Raw genomic sequence first — 14,669 nt, forward strand, 5'->3', positions numbered from 1 at the left:
CGGCCGATCAGACGAGTGCGAGAAGGAGCCATCCGTGCGCCCAGGTGGACAGCCGAACATGCAGCAGATGCTGAAGCAGGCGCAGAAGATGCAGCAGCAGATCGCCAAGGCCCAGGCCGAGCTGGCCGAGACCGAGCTGACCGGCACCGCCGGTGGGGGCCTGGTCACCGCCACCGTCGTCGGCACCGGTGAGCTGAAGGCGATCAAGATCGACCCGAAGGCGGTCGACCCGGAGGATGTGGAGACGCTGGAGGACCTGGTGGTCGCCGCCGTGCACAACGCCGCCGAGGCCGCCCGGGAGCTGACCGAGAAGAAGATGGGCCCGGTCGCGGGCGGGATGGGCGGCCTCGGCCTGCCCGGTTTCTGAGCCGGCAGATGTACGAGGGTGCCATCCAGGACCTGATCGACGAGCTGGGCCGGCTGCCGGGCGTGGGCCCGAAGAGCGCCCAGCGGATCGCGTTCCACGTCCTCTCGGCGGATCCCGCCGACGTGAACCGGCTGGCCGGTGCGCTGCGCAAGGTCAAGGAGCTGGTGCGCTTCTGCACCACCTGCTACAACGTGGCCGAGTCGGAGCAGTGCCGGATCTGCCGCGACCCGCGGCGTACGGACGAGGTGCTCTGCGTGGTCGAGGAGCCCAAGGACGTCGTGGCGATCGAGCGGACCGGTGAGTTCCGCGGTCGCTACCACGTTCTCGGCGGCGCGATCAACCCGCTGGAGGGCATCGGACCGGACAACCTGCGGATCCGGGAGCTGATGACCCGGCTGGGCGGCGGCGCGGTGCGCGAGCTGATCCTGGCCACCGACCCGAACACCGAGGGTGAGGCGACCGCGACCTATCTGGCGCTGATGGTGAAGCCGATGGGCATCGCGGTGACCCGGCTGGCCAGCGGCCTGCCGGTCGGCGGCGACCTGGAGTACGCCGACGAGATCACCCTGGGTCGCGCGTTCGAGGGGCGCCGGGCGGTCTGAGCCACGACCATGCCGGCCGGTCCCGTTCCTGGGGCCGGCCGGCGTCGTTCGGCCATCCGGAATGTGGGACGAGTGTGATTCGCCACCGGCTGGCCGCCCGACCGGGCCATGACCTGTTTCGCCCCGATTCGTCGGATCCCACTATCTGCTCCTGGCTGTGACAGTCCCGTTTGTCGGGTGATCCGCCGCTGTCAGACCCGGCCACTTGGTGTCGGCTTGGTAGCGATTGCCTAACGGGCGTTCCGCATTCTGTGTGTCGTGTCATAGCCTCCCGCACACGGACTGAGTCACAGCTCGGCGTGGACACACATGCGCATGACAGAGGTGAGAGATGCAGGCGAGCAGGCTTAAAGCGGCCGTGGCCCTCGCGGCCGCTGCCGCTCTGGCGGTCGGAGCGTCCGGCTGCGCGAAGAGCGAGCGCGACGAGGACAGCGGTGGGGCGAAGACCGGCGGCACCTTCGTCTTCGCGGGCGCCGGTGACCCGAAGAACTTCGACCCGATCTTCAACGACGACGGTGAGTCCTTCCGGCCGATCCGGCAGATGTACGACACCCTCGTGCAGAACAAGCCCGGCACGGCCGACCTGCAGGGTGCCCTGGCCGAGAGCTGGGAGCACGACCCGGACGGCAAGGTCTGGACCTTCAAGCTGCGCAAGAACGTGAAGTTCCACGACGGCACCCCCTTCAACGCCGCCGCGGTCTGCTTCAACTTCGACCGCTGGTTCAACATGAAGGGCGCTGCCGCCCAGTCGCAGATGATCTACTACTCGGACGTCTTCGGCGGCTTCGCCAAGAACGAGGCCGAGGGCGTGGGCAACCCGGTCTACAACAAGTGCGAGGCGAAGGACGACGCCACCGCCGTCGTCACGATGAACCAGTACAAGGGCGCCTTCCCGGGTGCCTTCGCGCTGACCGCGCTGTCGATCGCCAGCCCCGAGGCGCTGAAGAAGTACGACGCCGACAGCGTGAAGCAGAACGGCGACTCCTTCGAGTACAGCGCGTTCGCCAACGAGCACCCGGTCGGCACCGGCCCGTTCACCTTCGGTGGCTGGGACAAGGCCAAGGGTGAGATCACCCTGAACCGGAACCCCGACTACTGGGGCGAGAAGGCCAAGGTCGACAAGCTCGTCATCAAGGTCATCAAGGACGAGAACACCCGGAAGCAGGAGCTGCGGGCGGGCACCGTCCAGGGCATCGACTTCCCGGCCCCGGCCGACCGCAAGGCGCTCTCCGGTGAGGGCTTCCAGGTCCTCGACCGCCCGGCGTTCAACATCCTCTACCTCGGCTTCAACCAGAAGAACCCGAAGCTGAAGGACCTGCGGGTGCGCCAGGCGATCGCCTACGCCCTGAACCGCCAGCAGCTCGTCCAGACCAAGGGCCCGGGTGGCACCAAGGTCGCCGACGAGTTCATGCCGGACACCGTGCTCGGCTACGCGCAGGACGTGCAGAAGTACGACTACAACGTCGACAAGGCCAAGCAGCTGCTCAAGGAGGCGGGCGCCGAGAACCTGACGCTCAACTTCTACTACCCGACCGACGTCTCCCGGCCGTACATGCCGAACCCGCAGGAGATCTTCACCGTCCTGGCCAACGACCTGCAGGCCGTCGGCATCAAGGTCAACGGTGTGGCCCGCCCGTGGAACGGTGGCTACAAGGACGACGTGCAGCAGTTCGGCAAGCACGACCTGCACCTGCTCGGCTGGACCGGTGACTACAACGACCCGGGTAACTTCGTCGGCACCTTCTTCGGCCGCGCCAAGGTCGAGTTCGGCGACCAGGCGATGACCGAGATGTTCGCCGCCATCACCAAGGCCGACGGCACGGTCGACGAGGCCGGCAAGAAGGCCGCCTGGGAGCAGGTCAACCGCGACATCGCCGCCAAGTGGCTGCCGGCCGTGCCGGTCTGGCACGCCCCGCCGGCCATCGTGGTCACCAAGGACGTCAAGGGTCTGGTCGCCAGCCCCCTGACCGACGAGCGGTTCAACACCGTCAGCGTTGGCTGAAGGCGCTACTGACCGCTGACGCCGTACGCGGAATCGGCCCGGGCCGGGCTCTCTCTCCCGGCCCGGGCCGACCCGCTGTTACCGAGAATCTGGTGTGTGAGAGATGTTGCGAGTCATAGTCCGCCGCCTGCTGCAGCTGGTGGTGACCCTGATAGGGCTGTCCGCGCTGGTCTTCATCTGGCTGCGGAACCTCCCCGGCGGCCCGATCGAGGCGCTGCTCGGTGAGCGGGCCACGCCGGAGCGGCGCGCCCTGCTGGTCAAGGCCCTCGGCTACGACCAGCCGATCCTGGTGCAGTACGCCAAGTTCATGCAGCGGCTGCTGACCGGCGACTTCGGCAACTCGATCCGGAGCGGCGACCCGGTCACCGAGGTGATCGGCCGCGCCTTCCCGGCCACCATCGAACTGGCCGCGGCCGCCATGATCATCGCCATCGGGCTCGGCGTGCCGCTCGGCTACATCGCCGCCCGGCACCGCGGCCGGCTGCTCGACAACCTGAGCATCGCCGGCACCCTGCTCGGCATCTCGATCCCGATCTTCTTCCTGGGCTACCTGCTCAAGGACGTCTTCACCCAGAACATGCACTGGTTCCCGCCCTCGGGCCGGATCAGCACCGGGGTGGACAACACCGACATCACCGGGTTCTTCGTCCTCGACGGACTGCTGACGCGGGAGTTCGACGCCACCGGGGACGCGCTGTGGCACCTGATCCTGCCGGCGTTCACCCTGGCCACCATCCCGCTCGCGGTGATCGTCCGGATCACCCGGGCCAGCGTGCTCGACGTGCTCAACGAGGACTACGTCCGCACCGCCGAGGCGAAGGGCCTGCGACACAAGACCATCCGGGGCCGGCACATCCTGCGCAACGCACTGCTGCCGGTGGTCACCACCATCGGCCTGCAGACCGGCGCGCTGCTCTCCGGCGCGGTGCTCACCGAGCGGGTGTACAACTGGGGCGGCCTCGGCACGCTGATCTACGACTCGATCAGCGGCGGCCGCGACTACCCGGTGCTCCAGGCGCTGATCCTGCTGGCCGCGCTGGTCTTCGTGCTGGTCAACCTCCTGGTCGACCTCTCCTACGCCTTCATCGACCCGAGGGTGCGTGTGCGATGAGTGACCCGATCACCCGGCCCGTCGTGGGCACCCCGCGCGAGAGCGTGGACCCCGCCGCCGTCGAGGAGAAGCCCGAGGGCACCCTGCCGCGCGGCATCGACCGGCTCGGCGAGCGCAAGCGCGCCCGGCTGGAGCAGCTCGCCCAGGCCACCGCCGACAAGGGCGGCGTGAGCCTGGTCCGGGACGCGTTCCGCCGGCTGCGGCGCAACCCGACGGCGATCGTCGGCGCGTCCATCGTGGCGCTCTTCGTCCTGGTCGCGATCTTCGCGCCGCTGCTCGCGCCGCACGACCCCGCGCAGCGCTTCGACGAGCTGACGAAGAACCTCACCGTCGACAACATCCCCGGCGCCAGCAGCGGGTTCCCGCTCGGTTCCGACCCGCTGGGCCGGGACTTCCTGTCCCGCATGATCCACGGCAGCCGGCAGACCCTCTTCGTCGGCGTGCTCGCCACGATGATCGGGCTGGCCCTGGGCGTGCTGATCGGCGCGATCGCCGGTGCCTTCGGCGGCTGGGTCGACAACATCCTCATGCGCTTCACCGACGTGATGCTGGCCCTGCCGGCCCTGCTGCTGGCGATCAGCCTGGTGGCCATGGCCAGCCGGTCCAGCCAGTGGACGGTGATCCTGGCGGTGGCCATCGTCAACGTACCGATCTTCGCCCGGCTGCTGCGCGGTTCGATGCTCGCCCAACGGGAGAGCGACCACGTGCTGGCCGCCCGGGCACTCGGCGTCAAGCAGGGGTCGATCGTGCTCCGGCACATGCTGCCCAACGCGATGACCGCCGTGATCGTGCAGGCCACGCTGACCCTCTCCACCGCGATCCTGGAGGCGGCGTCGCTGTCCTTCCTCGGTCTCGGTGACCCCGACATCAACCGCGCCGAGTGGGGCCTGATGCTCGGTGTGGACGGGCAGCGCTACTTCGAGGTCCGGCCGGAGCTGGCCTACTACCCGGCCGTCGCGATCATCGTGGTCGCGCTGGGCTTCACCCTGCTGGGTGAGGGCATGCGCGAGGCGATCGACCCGAAGAGCCGGCGGTGACGGCGATGCGGACCAAGAACCTGCACGGTGAGGAAGTGACCCGATGAGCCTGCTCGACGTACGCGATCTGAGCGTGGTGTTCCAGCGTCGCGGTGAGCGGCCGTTCACCGCGGTCGACAACGTCAGCTTCAGCGTGGAGCCGGGGCAGACCGTGGGCCTGGTCGGCGAGTCCGGCTGCGGCAAGAGCGTGACCAGCCTGGCGATCATGGGCCTGCTGCCCCGGCGGGGCAACAAGGTCACCGGCGAGGTCAACTTCGACGGCGCCGACCTGCTGAAGCTGCGCCCGGACGACATGCGGGACCGGCGCGGCCGGGACATCGGCATGATCTTCCAGGACCCGCTGTCCTCGCTGAACCCGGTCGTGCCGATCGGCACGCAGGTGGCCGAGGTGCTGGAGCGGCACCGCGGGATGGACCGCAAGGCGGCCATGAAGGAGGCCCGGGAGCTGCTCGACGCGGTCGGCATCCCCGACCCGATGCGGCGGCTCAAGGAGTACCCGCACCAGATCTCCGGCGGCATGCGGCAGCGCGCGCTGATCGCCATCGCGCTGGCCTGCAAGCCGCGGCTGCTGATCGCGGACGAGCCGACCACCGCGCTGGACGTGACCATCCAGGCGCAGATCCTCACCCTGCTCAAGCAGCTCGTCGACGAGACCGGCACCGCGCTCATCATGATCACGCACGACCTGGGTGTGGTGGCCGGCCTCTGCGACACGGTCAACGTGCTCTACGGCGGCAAGGTCGTCGAGCGGGCCGCCCGGCACGAGCTGTTCGCCCGGCCGCGGCACCCGTACACGCACGGGCTGCTCAGCTCGGTGCCGCGGCTGGACTCGCCCCGGGGCGAGCGGCTGCACGCCATCCGTGGCTCGGTGGCCGACAACATCCCGTGGGTCGAGGGGTGCGCGTTCGCCCCCCGCTGCGACAACGTGGTGGACGCCTGCCTGGAGGGCACGCCCCCGCTCGATCCCACCGCGACCGGCGGCGACCTGCGCTGCAACAACCCTGTCTCCGAGGAGGTGGCGGTGCCGTGACCGAGTCGACCGAGCGGACCGGACCACTTGTCGAACTGCGCGACGTCAAGGTCCACTTCCCGATCAAGAGCGGTGTGCTCTTCGACCGCACCGTCGGCCACGTCTACGCCGTCGACGGCGTCTCGCTCTCCATCAACAAGGGCGAGACGTACGGGCTGGTGGGCGAGTCGGGGTGTGGCAAGTCCACCCTCGGCCGGGGCCTGCTGCGGCTGGTCGAGCCGACCGAAGGCGAGATCGTCTTCGACGGCACCGACATCCGCGCGCTCAAGGGCGAGTCGATGCGCCGGATGCGCCGCCGCATCCAGATGATCTTCCAGGACCCGCTGTCCAGCCTCGACCCCCGCCAGTCGGTGGAGTCGCTGCTGGTCGAGGGGCTCAAGGCGCACGGCCTGGCCAAGGACAAGGCGGCCACCGCCAAGCGGCTCCGGGAGGCGCTCGCCGCGGTCGGCCTGCCCGCCTCGGCGCTGAGCAAGTACCCGCACGAGTTCTCCGGCGGGCAGCGGCAGCGCATCGGCATCGCCCGGGCGCTGGTGCTCGACCCGGACCTGATCGTCGCCGACGAGCCGGTCTCCGCGCTGGACGTGTCGATCCAGGCGCAGGTGATCAACCTGCTGGAGGAACTGCAGAACGAGCACGGCCTGACGTACCTGATCATCGCCCACGACCTGGCGGTGGTCCGGCACATCGCCGACACGGTCGGGGTGATGTACCTGGGCGGACTGGTCGAGGAGGCGTCCAGCGACGACCTCTACCGGGAGCCGATGCACCCGTACACCAGGGCGCTCATGTCGGCGGTGCCGGTGCCGGACCCGCAGGTGGAGGACCGCCGGGAGCGGATCCTGCTCGCCGGCGACCTGCCCTCGCCGACGAACCCGCCGGCCGGCTGCCGGTTCCACACCCGCTGCCCGTGGGCCCAGCCGACCCGCTGCGCCGAGGAGCGGCCGGCGCTGCGCGAGGTGCTCGGCGGGCACCGGGTGGCCTGCCACTACGCGGAGGACATCGCGGCCGGCCGGATCCGGCCGCACGAGGTGGAGCCGGAGCTGGTCCGGCCGGACGACGGCGCGGCGCCGGGCGACACCGGGGAGCTGATCCCGACCCCGTGACGCACGACGCGAGGCCCCTTCCCCGCCGCGGGGAAGGGGCCTCGTCGTGTGCGGAGCGGGTCAGCCCTCGGGGCGGTTGAGCAGGGCCACCGCGACGGTGTGGACGGCGTCCAGCGCCGCCGCGTCGGCCAGCGGCACCCGGCCGCCGGTCACCGCGTACCACTCGTCGGCGTCCTTGTACTGCACCCGCAGGGTGACCTGGCCGTCGGCGTACTCGGTGCGCAGCGTCAGGTCGCCGGTCACCACGCCGGCCTCGTCCGTCATCACCCCGCCCGGGCCGGCGGTGATGTCGCTGGTCCGCTCCTGCGGCCCGGGCGCCGCCGGGGCACCGGCGGGCGCGGGCGGGGTGGCGTCGGCGGACATCCCGGCCCCGGAGACGTCGGTGGGTGCGGCCGGCGTGCCGTCGGCCGTCATCCCGGCCGAGGTCGGGCCGGGCGCCGCCGCACCGCCGGGCGCGGTCGCGCCGCCGGCTGCCGCGGCACCGCCGGCCGCCGCCGCCGCGTCCTCGCCGGTGGCGTCCGGCGTCCTCTCCGGCGCCGGTGTGCCACCGGCGCCGGTCACGGCTTGTTCGCCCATGTGCAGCCCTCCAACATGTCGGTGAGAGCGGCCTTCTCGGCACTGGTCACCGTCAGCCGCCAGTAGTGCTTGACCGTGACCCAGTCCGCGGCGTACTGGCACCAGAACGAGCGGTTCGCCGGCTTCCACTGGGACGGGTCCTGGTCACCCTTTGCCCGGTTGGAGCGGAGGGAAACCGCGATCAGCTGCGGCCGGGTCAGGTCGTTGGCGAAGTCGCCGCGTTTCGCGTCGTCCCACTCGTCGGCGCCGGAGCGCCAGGCGTTGGCCAGCGGCACCATGTGGTCGATGTCCACGTCGGCCGGATCGGTCAGCGACAGTCCGTCGTACGGGCTCTCCCAGCGGCCGTCGACCACGTTGCAGCCGGAGAGCTTGATGCTCTCGCCGTCCCGTTGCAGCACGCTGTCCCGCACGTCGCAGTTCTTGCCGGTGTCCCGCCAGTGCGGGAAGCGGGTCCGGCTGTAGCCCTTCATCGACCCGGCGGCGGCGACCGTCAGCTCACCGAGCTGCTGGTCGACGTTGCCGGCGCTGCTGGGCGGCGTGTCCGGCTCGTCGACCGGCACGCAACCGGCCACGCCGAGGGCGAGCACCGCGGTGAGCGCGGCGGCCATCCCGGCACGGGCTCCTGATCTGGTACGCACAGACGACACCTCTCCAGCTTGCGTGCTCCGGGCGATCCCGCACAGTACCGGGGCGACGGTTTCTGTGATTCGTGGCGTCGGCAGTGGAGCGCCCGGCAGAGTGGTTACCCATGACCGCACCCGCCCCCGCGCTGCGCATCGGCTCCGCCGCCGGCCGCGGCACGCTGCTCGCCGCGATCCTCGCCTCCGGCATGGTCTTCCTGGACAGCACCGTGGTCAACGTGGCGCTGCCCCGGCTCGGCGCCGAGCTGGGGGCCACCGTCGCGGGTCTCCAGTGGACCGTCAACGGCTACCTGCTGATGCTGGCCGCCTTCGTGCTGCTGGGCGGCGCGCTCGGCGACCGGTTCGGGCGGCGGCGGGTCTTCCTCGTCGGGGTCGTGTGGTTCGCCGTGGCGTCGGTGCTCTGCGGGCTGGCCCAGGGGACCGGCTGGCTGATCGCGGCCCGGTTCCTCCAGGGCGCCGGCGGGGCGCTGCTCACCCCCGGCTCGCTCTCCGTGCTCCAGGCCAGCTTCGACCCCGACGACCGGGCCAGGGCGATCGGCACCTGGTCCGGGCTCTCCGGGGTGTCCACGGCGCTCGGCCCGCTTCTCGGCGGCTGGCTGATCGACACGCTCTCCTGGCGGTGGATCTTCTTCGTGAACCTGCCGCTGGCCGTCGGGGTGCTGCTCGCCGCGCTGCGCTGGGTGCCGGAGAGCCGGGACGAGGCCGCCTCGCGTACCGGGGCCGGCCGGCGGTTCGACGTGGCCGGGGCGCTGCTCGGCGCGCTGGGGCTCGGCGGCGTCACGTACGCCCTCATCGACGCCCCGGCGCGCGGTGCCGGCTCCCCGACGGTGCTGGCGGCGGCGGTGCTCGGTGTGCTCGGCGCGGTGGTCTTCGTGCTGGTCGAGCGGCGCCGCGGCGACGCCGCCATGCTGCCCACCGGGCTGTTCGGCAGCCGCCTCTTCTCGGTGCTGAACGTCTTCACCGTGGTGGTGTACGCGGCCCTCGGCGGGTTCACCTTCTTCCTCGCCGTCTACCTGCAGAACGTGGTCGGCTGGTCGGCGCTGCTCACCGGCCTGGCCACCGTGCCCATGACGCTGCTGCTGCTGGTCGGCTCGGCCCGCGCCGGGGCGCTCGCCGCCCGGATCGGCCCCCGGCTGCCGCTCACCGTCGGCCCGGTGGTCGCCGCGGCCGGCCTGCTGCTGCTGCGCCGGGTCGGCCCCGGTGCGTCCTACTGGACGGACGTGCTGCCCGGGGTGGTCCTGTTCGGCGCGGGGCTCACCCTGGTGGTCGCCCCGCTGACGGCGTCCGTGCTGGCCGCCGTGGCGGACCGGTTCGCCGGGGTGGCGAGCGGCTTCAACAACGCCGCCTCCCGGGCCGGCGGCCTGCTCGCGGTGGCGGCGCTGCCGCTGCTCGTCGGCCTCTCCGGCACCGGGTACGAGCAGAAGACCGCACTGGCGGACGCGTTCCGCGGGGCGATGCTCTGGTGCGCCGGCCTGCTGCTGGCCGGGGCGGTGCTGGCCGGGCTGCTGATCCACCGGCCGGCGCGGACCGCACCCGGCGGCCAGCCCTGCCCCTCCCTGCCCGCCTCGACGCCACCGGACCGGCGGTGACCGGTGGCGCTGTTAGCGTCGGACCATGGGTGATCAGGAGAGTGGGACGCCGGCCCGGCTGCGGTACCGGCTGCTGACCGGGCCGGACGACGCCGACTTCTGCCGGCGGGTCAGCGACCTGCTGGCCGACGGCTACCGGCTGCACGGCTCACCGGCGGCGACCTTCGACGGGCAGCGGGTGATCGTGGCGCAGGCGGTCGTGCTCGACGACGGCAACCCCGTCATCGTGCCGGTCTGAGCGGGTGGTCGGGCCCCGCGGGGCCCGACCACCCGTCGCTCAGCTCCGGGCGCGGTTGACCGCGCTGGTGACCGCCTTGATCGAGGCGGTCACGATGTTGGCGTCGACCCCCACGCCCCAGACGGTCCGGCCGTCCACCTCGCACTCCACGTACGCGGCGGCCTGCGCGTCCCCGCCGGAGGACAGCGCGTGCTCGTGGTAGTCGAGCACCCGTACGGCCACGCCCACCGACTGGAGCGCGTTGACGTACGCGTCGATCGGGCCGTTGCCGACCGCGGTGAGCGGGCGGACCTCGCCGTCGTAGCCGACCCGGGCCTCGATCTCGACCTTGCCCTCGGCGGTGCCGATGGCGTAGCCGGCCAGCGTGACCGCCGGGTCGACCTGGTGGTCGGCCAGATAGTTGCGGGCGAAGATCTCCCACATGGTGCCCGGCTCGACCTCGCCGCCGTCGTGGTCGGTGACCTGCTGCACCACGCCGGAGAACTCGATCTGGAGGCGGCGCGGCAGGTCGAGCTGGTGCTCGGACTTCATGATGTACGCGACGCCGCCCTTGCCGGACTGCGAGTTGACCCGGATGACCGCCTCGTAGGTGCGGCCCAGGTCCTTCGGGTCGATCGGCAGGTAGGGCACCGCCCAGGTGAACCCGTCGACGGGCACCCCGGCCGCCGCCGCGTCGGCGTGCAGCGCGTCGAAGCCCTTCTTGATCGCGTCCTGGTGCGAGCCGGAGAAGGCCGTGTAGACCAGGTCGCCCGCGTACGGGTGGCGCTCGTGCACCGGCAGCTGGTTGCAGTATTCGACGGCGCGCTTGATCTCGTCGATGTTCGAGAAGTCGATCATCGGGTCGATGCCCTGGGAGAACAGGTTCAGCCCCAGGGTCACCAGGTCGACGTTGCCGGTGCGCTCGCCGTTGCCGAACAGGCAGCCCTCGATGCGGTCGGCGCCGGCCAGCAGGCCCAGCTCGGCGGCGGCCACCCCGGTGCCCCGGTCGTTGTGCGGGTGCAGGCTCAGCACCAGGCTGTCCCGGCGGGGCAGGTGCCGGTGCATCCACTCGATCGAGTCGGCGTAGACGTTCGGCATGGCCATCTCGACGGTCGCCGGCAGGTTGACGATCAGCTTCCGGTCCGGGGTCGGGTCGACCACCTCGATGACCTTGGCGCAGACCTCCAGCGCGTACTCCAGCTCGGTGCCCGTGTACGACTCCGGCGAGTACTCGTAGTGGATGTCGGTGTCCGGGGTGTGGATCTCCGCGTACTTCTGGCAGAGCCGTGCGCCGGTGGTGGCGATGTCGGTGATGCCGTCGCGGTCCAGGCCGAAGACCACCCGGCGCTGGAGCGTCGAGGTGGAGTTGTAGAAGTGCACGATGGCCCGGTGGGCGCCGCGCAGCGACTCGAAGGTCCGGTCGATCAGGTGCTCCCGGCACTGGGTCAGCACCTGGATGGTGACGTCCTCCGGGATGAGGTCCTGCTCGATCAGCTGGCGGACGAAGTCGTAGTCGGTCTGGCTGGCCGAGGGGAAGCCGACCTCGATCTCCTTGTAGCCCATCTGCACCAGCAGCTGGAACATCCGGCGCTTGCGCTCCGGGGACATCGGGTCGATCAGGGCCTGGTTGCCGTCGCGGAGGTCCACGGCGCACCACCGGGGCGCGGTCTCGACGCGGCGGGTGGGCCAGGCGCGGTCCGGCAGGTCGAACCGGAACTGCTGGTGGTAGGGCAGGTAACGCTGGAACGGCATCCGGCTGGGGCGCTGCCGGGCGATCGGATCGGTCTCAGCGTCGGTGACAGGTTGAGCCATCTCGGAGTGCTCCCTGGGAACATGTGGCGTCAGCAGATCGGAAGGTGTCGGCGAGATGCCGGGCGACGGTGCGCGGCGGTGCCGAGAGGAAGTTCGGATGTGCTGGACGGCGCGGTTCAACTCCGCGACGAGGTGCCGGCCGGTCAGGCCTCGTCGCGGCAGCCAAGGAGAAGGTACGCACGCCACATGACTAGGTCACCCTACGTGGTGAGATGGGTGGTGGGAAGCCAGGTCCGGACTATGGGACCGGTGTCACCGTCTTCTCGACGGCCGCGGCACCCAGCCGCGGCGTCCGCTCGGCCCAGGCCACCGCGGGCACGATCGCCGCTGCGACCAGCACGAAGATCGCTGCCATCGGGAACCAGCCCCAGCCGCCGGTGGTCACGCCGAGGGCGGTCAGGCCCGCCGGGGCGATCAGATACTGCACCTGCTCGCCGAGCCGCAGCGCCCCCACGTACGCGCCGCGCTGGTCGTCCGGCGGAAGGGTGGCGGTGAGCCCCCATTTGCCCGCCGACTCGATCAGCTCGGCCAGGATCAGCACCGTCGCGGCGGCCACCAGCACCACGACGGTGAGCGGACCCCGGGTGACCGCGGAGAGCGGCAGGACCAGACAGGAAAGGGCGATCAGCAGACCCCCACGACGGGAGGCCCGCGCCGCGCCCGCGGCGGTGTCGGCACCCCGGCTGACGCGTACCTGGAGCAGCACGATCAGGACCGTGTTGAGCAGCACCAGCGCGGCGATCACCGTCTTCGGAGCGTCGGTGTGCGTGAGGATCCACAGCGGCATGACCGTCAGGTAGAGCACCCCGTGCGCGGTGAGCAGCCCGGACAGCAGGGACACCGCCATGAACGGGCGGTCCCGCAGCACGGCGAGCCGACTCATCGGCTCCACCGGCCGGGTCACCTGCGGCAGTCGGGGCAGCCGTCGCACGAACAGCGCCGTGACCAGGAAGACCGCCGAGATGAACCAGACCATTCCCCGGTACGCCTCGATCGTGTCCACCGCCAGCACCAGGCCGCTGACCACCGCGCCCAGCCCGAAGCCGACGTTCAACGACGAGCGCTGGTACGCCATCGCCGTGACCCGTTCGGCCGGGGGGACCGCGTTGATCGAGTAGACCTGCCGGGCCACGCCTGTCGACGCGTCCACGGCTGCCAGCGCCACCACCACGGCGAGGAAGCTCGCGAAGCCGCCCACGAACGGGTACGTCGCGAAGAGCGCGGCGTTGAGCACCAGCCCGGCCAACCAGACCCGCTGCGGCCCGTACCGGTCGGTGAGCCCGCCCAGCGGCACCGTACCCAGCAGCGACACCCCGGCCGCGATGGACAGGCCCAACCCGACCTGGGCGGCGCTGAGGCCGAGCGCCCGGGTGAAGAAGACGGCGCTGCCGGCGTGGAACAGGCCGCTGCCGACGGCTCCGACCATGGCCTGGACTGCCAGGGCGCGGGTCAGCCCGGCGGGCGGTACGACGTGGCGGACGGCGGTGCGGATGACTTCTCTGGCCCCCATGGGCGGTGAGTGAATCCGGTCCCCACGGTTCCCGTCGAACCTTTTAGGCTGGGCCGAATCCTGGGTTCGGGGGTCGTGTGTCCGAGTTGCGGTTCAGCCTGGCCGACGTGGCGGGAGTGCGGGTCGCCGTGTCGCCGGCCAACGAGACGGTCATGAGCATGTGGGCGCTGGCCAGCCCGCTCCGCTACGCGGTGCACCTGCCCTGGATCGACCGGGCCCGGGTGACGTTGCGCCGCCCCGAGGTGGCTGCCCGGGTCCGACCGCTTGTGGACCTGACCTGGCGGGGTTGCCCGTTGCCCGATTTCCTCACCCCGGCGGCCCGCCCGAACGTGGAGATGGCCGAGCAACTCGATCAGATCGCGGCGACGCCACCCGACGTGGTGGTTCGGGACCTGCTGGCGACCACCCCGCGCCGGCCGCTGAGTCCGTTCGGGCGGGCGCTGCTCGCCGAGCCCCGCGAGCTGCTGCCGCAGCTCGTCGACGCGGTACGGGTCTGGTACGACGAGGCGATCTCCCCGGACTGGCCGCGGATGCGCGCGCTGCTCGACGCCGACGTGGCGTACCGCGCCGCCCAGCTCGCCGAGGGCGGGGCCGGTCATTTCTTCGAACAGTTGCACCCGAGCCTGCGCTGGCTCGGTGACCGGGTGGTCGGCGACGACCCGTTCGAGCGGGACTTCGACCTGCGCGGTCGTGGGTTGGCGCTGAACCCGACGGTGTTCACCGAGCGGCGAGTGCTGTGGAATCTGCTGGAGGCATCGCTGCCCGCCGCGGCCTATCCGGTCCGTGCGGTCGGGACGCTCTGGGAGGCGACCGCGACGCCGTCCGGCGACGCGCTGGCACGGGTGGTCGGCGGAGGCCGGGCGGCGCTGCTGCACCTGCTCGACACGGCGGCCACCACCACCGATCTGGCCCGGCGCACCGGGCTGTCGGGCGGAAGCGTCTCGCAGCACCTGGCCGCGCTGCACGCCGCCGGCCTGGTCTCCCGGTCCCGGCAGGGCCGGCACGTCCTCTACCGCAACACCGAGGCGGCGACGGTCCTGGTCCGGGCCAGCGGCGGCGGGTGACGTCGGCC

14 protein-coding genes are annotated in these 14,669 nt (G+C 71.4%); 10 read left to right on the forward strand and 4 right to left on the reverse strand.

Annotation, left to right across the window (positions count from 1 at the left end; genetic code table 11):
• Nucleotides 1-58: 58 nt before the first annotated feature.
• The 7 genes from NLX85_RS09890 to NLX85_RS09920 all read left to right on the forward strand — a co-directional run bounded on the left by NLX85_RS09890 (nucleotide 59) and on the right by NLX85_RS09920 (nucleotide 7,252).
• Complete coding sequence (locus tag NLX85_RS09890) at nucleotides 59-367, forward strand: YbaB/EbfC family nucleoid-associated protein (RefSeq protein ID WP_254335500.1); 309 nt, start codon at nucleotides 59-61, stop codon at nucleotides 365-367.
• Nucleotides 368-375: 8 nt separating this feature from the next.
• On the forward strand, nucleotides 376-969 hold the full coding sequence (gene recR / locus NLX85_RS09895; protein ID WP_151462313.1) for a recombination mediator RecR: 594 nt from the start codon (nucleotides 376-378) through the stop codon (nucleotides 967-969).
• Nucleotides 970-1,300: 331 nt separating this feature from the next.
• Entirely contained in the window at nucleotides 1,301-2,971 is a 1,671-nt protein-coding gene (locus NLX85_RS09900) for an ABC transporter substrate-binding protein (RefSeq protein WP_254333829.1), read from the forward strand.
• Nucleotides 2,972-3,074: 103 nt separating this feature from the next.
• Nucleotides 3,075-4,082: an ABC transporter permease gene (locus NLX85_RS09905; RefSeq protein ID WP_212839158.1), complete on the forward strand. Its 1,008-nt coding sequence runs from the start codon at nucleotides 3,075-3,077 to the stop codon at nucleotides 4,080-4,082.
• The gene (locus NLX85_RS09910; protein WP_254333831.1) at nucleotides 4,079-5,119 is read left to right on the forward strand and encodes an ABC transporter permease; all 1,041 of its coding nucleotides are present in this window, start codon (nucleotides 4,079-4,081) and stop codon (nucleotides 5,117-5,119) included. The genes NLX85_RS09905 and NLX85_RS09910 overlap by 4 nt, the downstream gene beginning before the upstream one ends.
• 43 nt (nucleotides 5,120-5,162) lie before the next feature.
• Nucleotides 5,163-6,149, forward strand: coding sequence for an ABC transporter ATP-binding protein (locus NLX85_RS09915; RefSeq protein WP_212839160.1), 987 nt, complete (start codon nucleotides 5,163-5,165; stop codon nucleotides 6,147-6,149).
• A complete protein-coding gene (locus NLX85_RS09920) occupies nucleotides 6,146-7,252 on the forward strand; it encodes an ABC transporter ATP-binding protein (RefSeq protein ID WP_254333833.1) in 1,107 nt (368 codons plus the stop codon). Before NLX85_RS09915 ends, NLX85_RS09920 begins: the two co-directional genes overlap by 4 nt.
• A gap of 60 nt (nucleotides 7,253-7,312) precedes the next feature.
• On the opposite strand, the gene NLX85_RS09925 is transcribed toward NLX85_RS09920, so the two are convergent.
• Complete coding sequence (locus NLX85_RS09925; RefSeq protein ID WP_254333835.1) at nucleotides 7,313-7,828, reverse strand: hypothetical protein; 516 nt, start codon at nucleotides 7,826-7,828, stop codon at nucleotides 7,313-7,315.
• The gene (locus tag NLX85_RS09930; RefSeq protein ID WP_254335502.1) at nucleotides 7,810-8,436 is read right to left on the reverse strand and encodes an HNH endonuclease family protein; all 627 of its coding nucleotides are present in this window, start codon (nucleotides 8,434-8,436) and stop codon (nucleotides 7,810-7,812) included. Before NLX85_RS09930 ends, NLX85_RS09925 begins: the two co-directional genes overlap by 19 nt.
• Before the next feature lie 140 nt (nucleotides 8,437-8,576).
• On the opposite strand from NLX85_RS09930, the gene NLX85_RS09935 reads away from it, so the two are divergent.
• Nucleotides 8,577-10,058: an MFS transporter gene (locus NLX85_RS09935; RefSeq protein WP_254333837.1), complete on the forward strand. Its 1,482-nt coding sequence runs from the start codon at nucleotides 8,577-8,579 to the stop codon at nucleotides 10,056-10,058.
• Nucleotides 10,059-10,083: 25 nt separating this feature from the next.
• Entirely contained in the window at nucleotides 10,084-10,296 is a 213-nt protein-coding gene (locus NLX85_RS09940) for a DUF1737 domain-containing protein (RefSeq protein WP_254333839.1), read from the forward strand.
• 39 nt (nucleotides 10,297-10,335) lie between these two features.
• Here NLX85_RS09940 and leuA read toward each other — a convergent pair whose 3' ends face one another.
• Both leuA and NLX85_RS09950 read right to left on the reverse strand, forming a co-directional pair.
• Nucleotides 10,336-12,087 carry a 2-isopropylmalate synthase gene (leuA, locus tag NLX85_RS09945; RefSeq protein WP_254333841.1) on the reverse strand — a complete coding sequence of 584 codons (1,752 nt, stop codon included), beginning with the start codon at nucleotides 12,085-12,087 and terminating at the stop codon, nucleotides 10,336-10,338.
• Between the two features lie 238 nt (nucleotides 12,088-12,325).
• Nucleotides 12,326-13,597 (reverse strand): MFS transporter, encoded by a 1,272-nt coding sequence (locus NLX85_RS09950; protein ID WP_254333843.1) that lies wholly within the window; start codon nucleotides 13,595-13,597, stop codon nucleotides 12,326-12,328.
• A 77-nt stretch (nucleotides 13,598-13,674) separates the two neighbouring features.
• On the opposite strand from NLX85_RS09950, the gene NLX85_RS09955 reads away from it, so the two are divergent.
• Nucleotides 13,675-14,661: a MarR family transcriptional regulator gene (locus tag NLX85_RS09955; RefSeq protein ID WP_254333845.1), complete on the forward strand. Its 987-nt coding sequence runs from the start codon at nucleotides 13,675-13,677 to the stop codon at nucleotides 14,659-14,661.
• The last annotated feature ends 8 nt before the right edge of the window (nucleotides 14,662-14,669 follow it).

This window comes from Micromonospora sp. A3M-1-15 (genome assembly GCF_024213425.1).
Classification (GTDB): Bacteria; Actinomycetota; Actinomycetes; order Mycobacteriales; family Micromonosporaceae; genus Micromonospora; species Micromonospora chersina.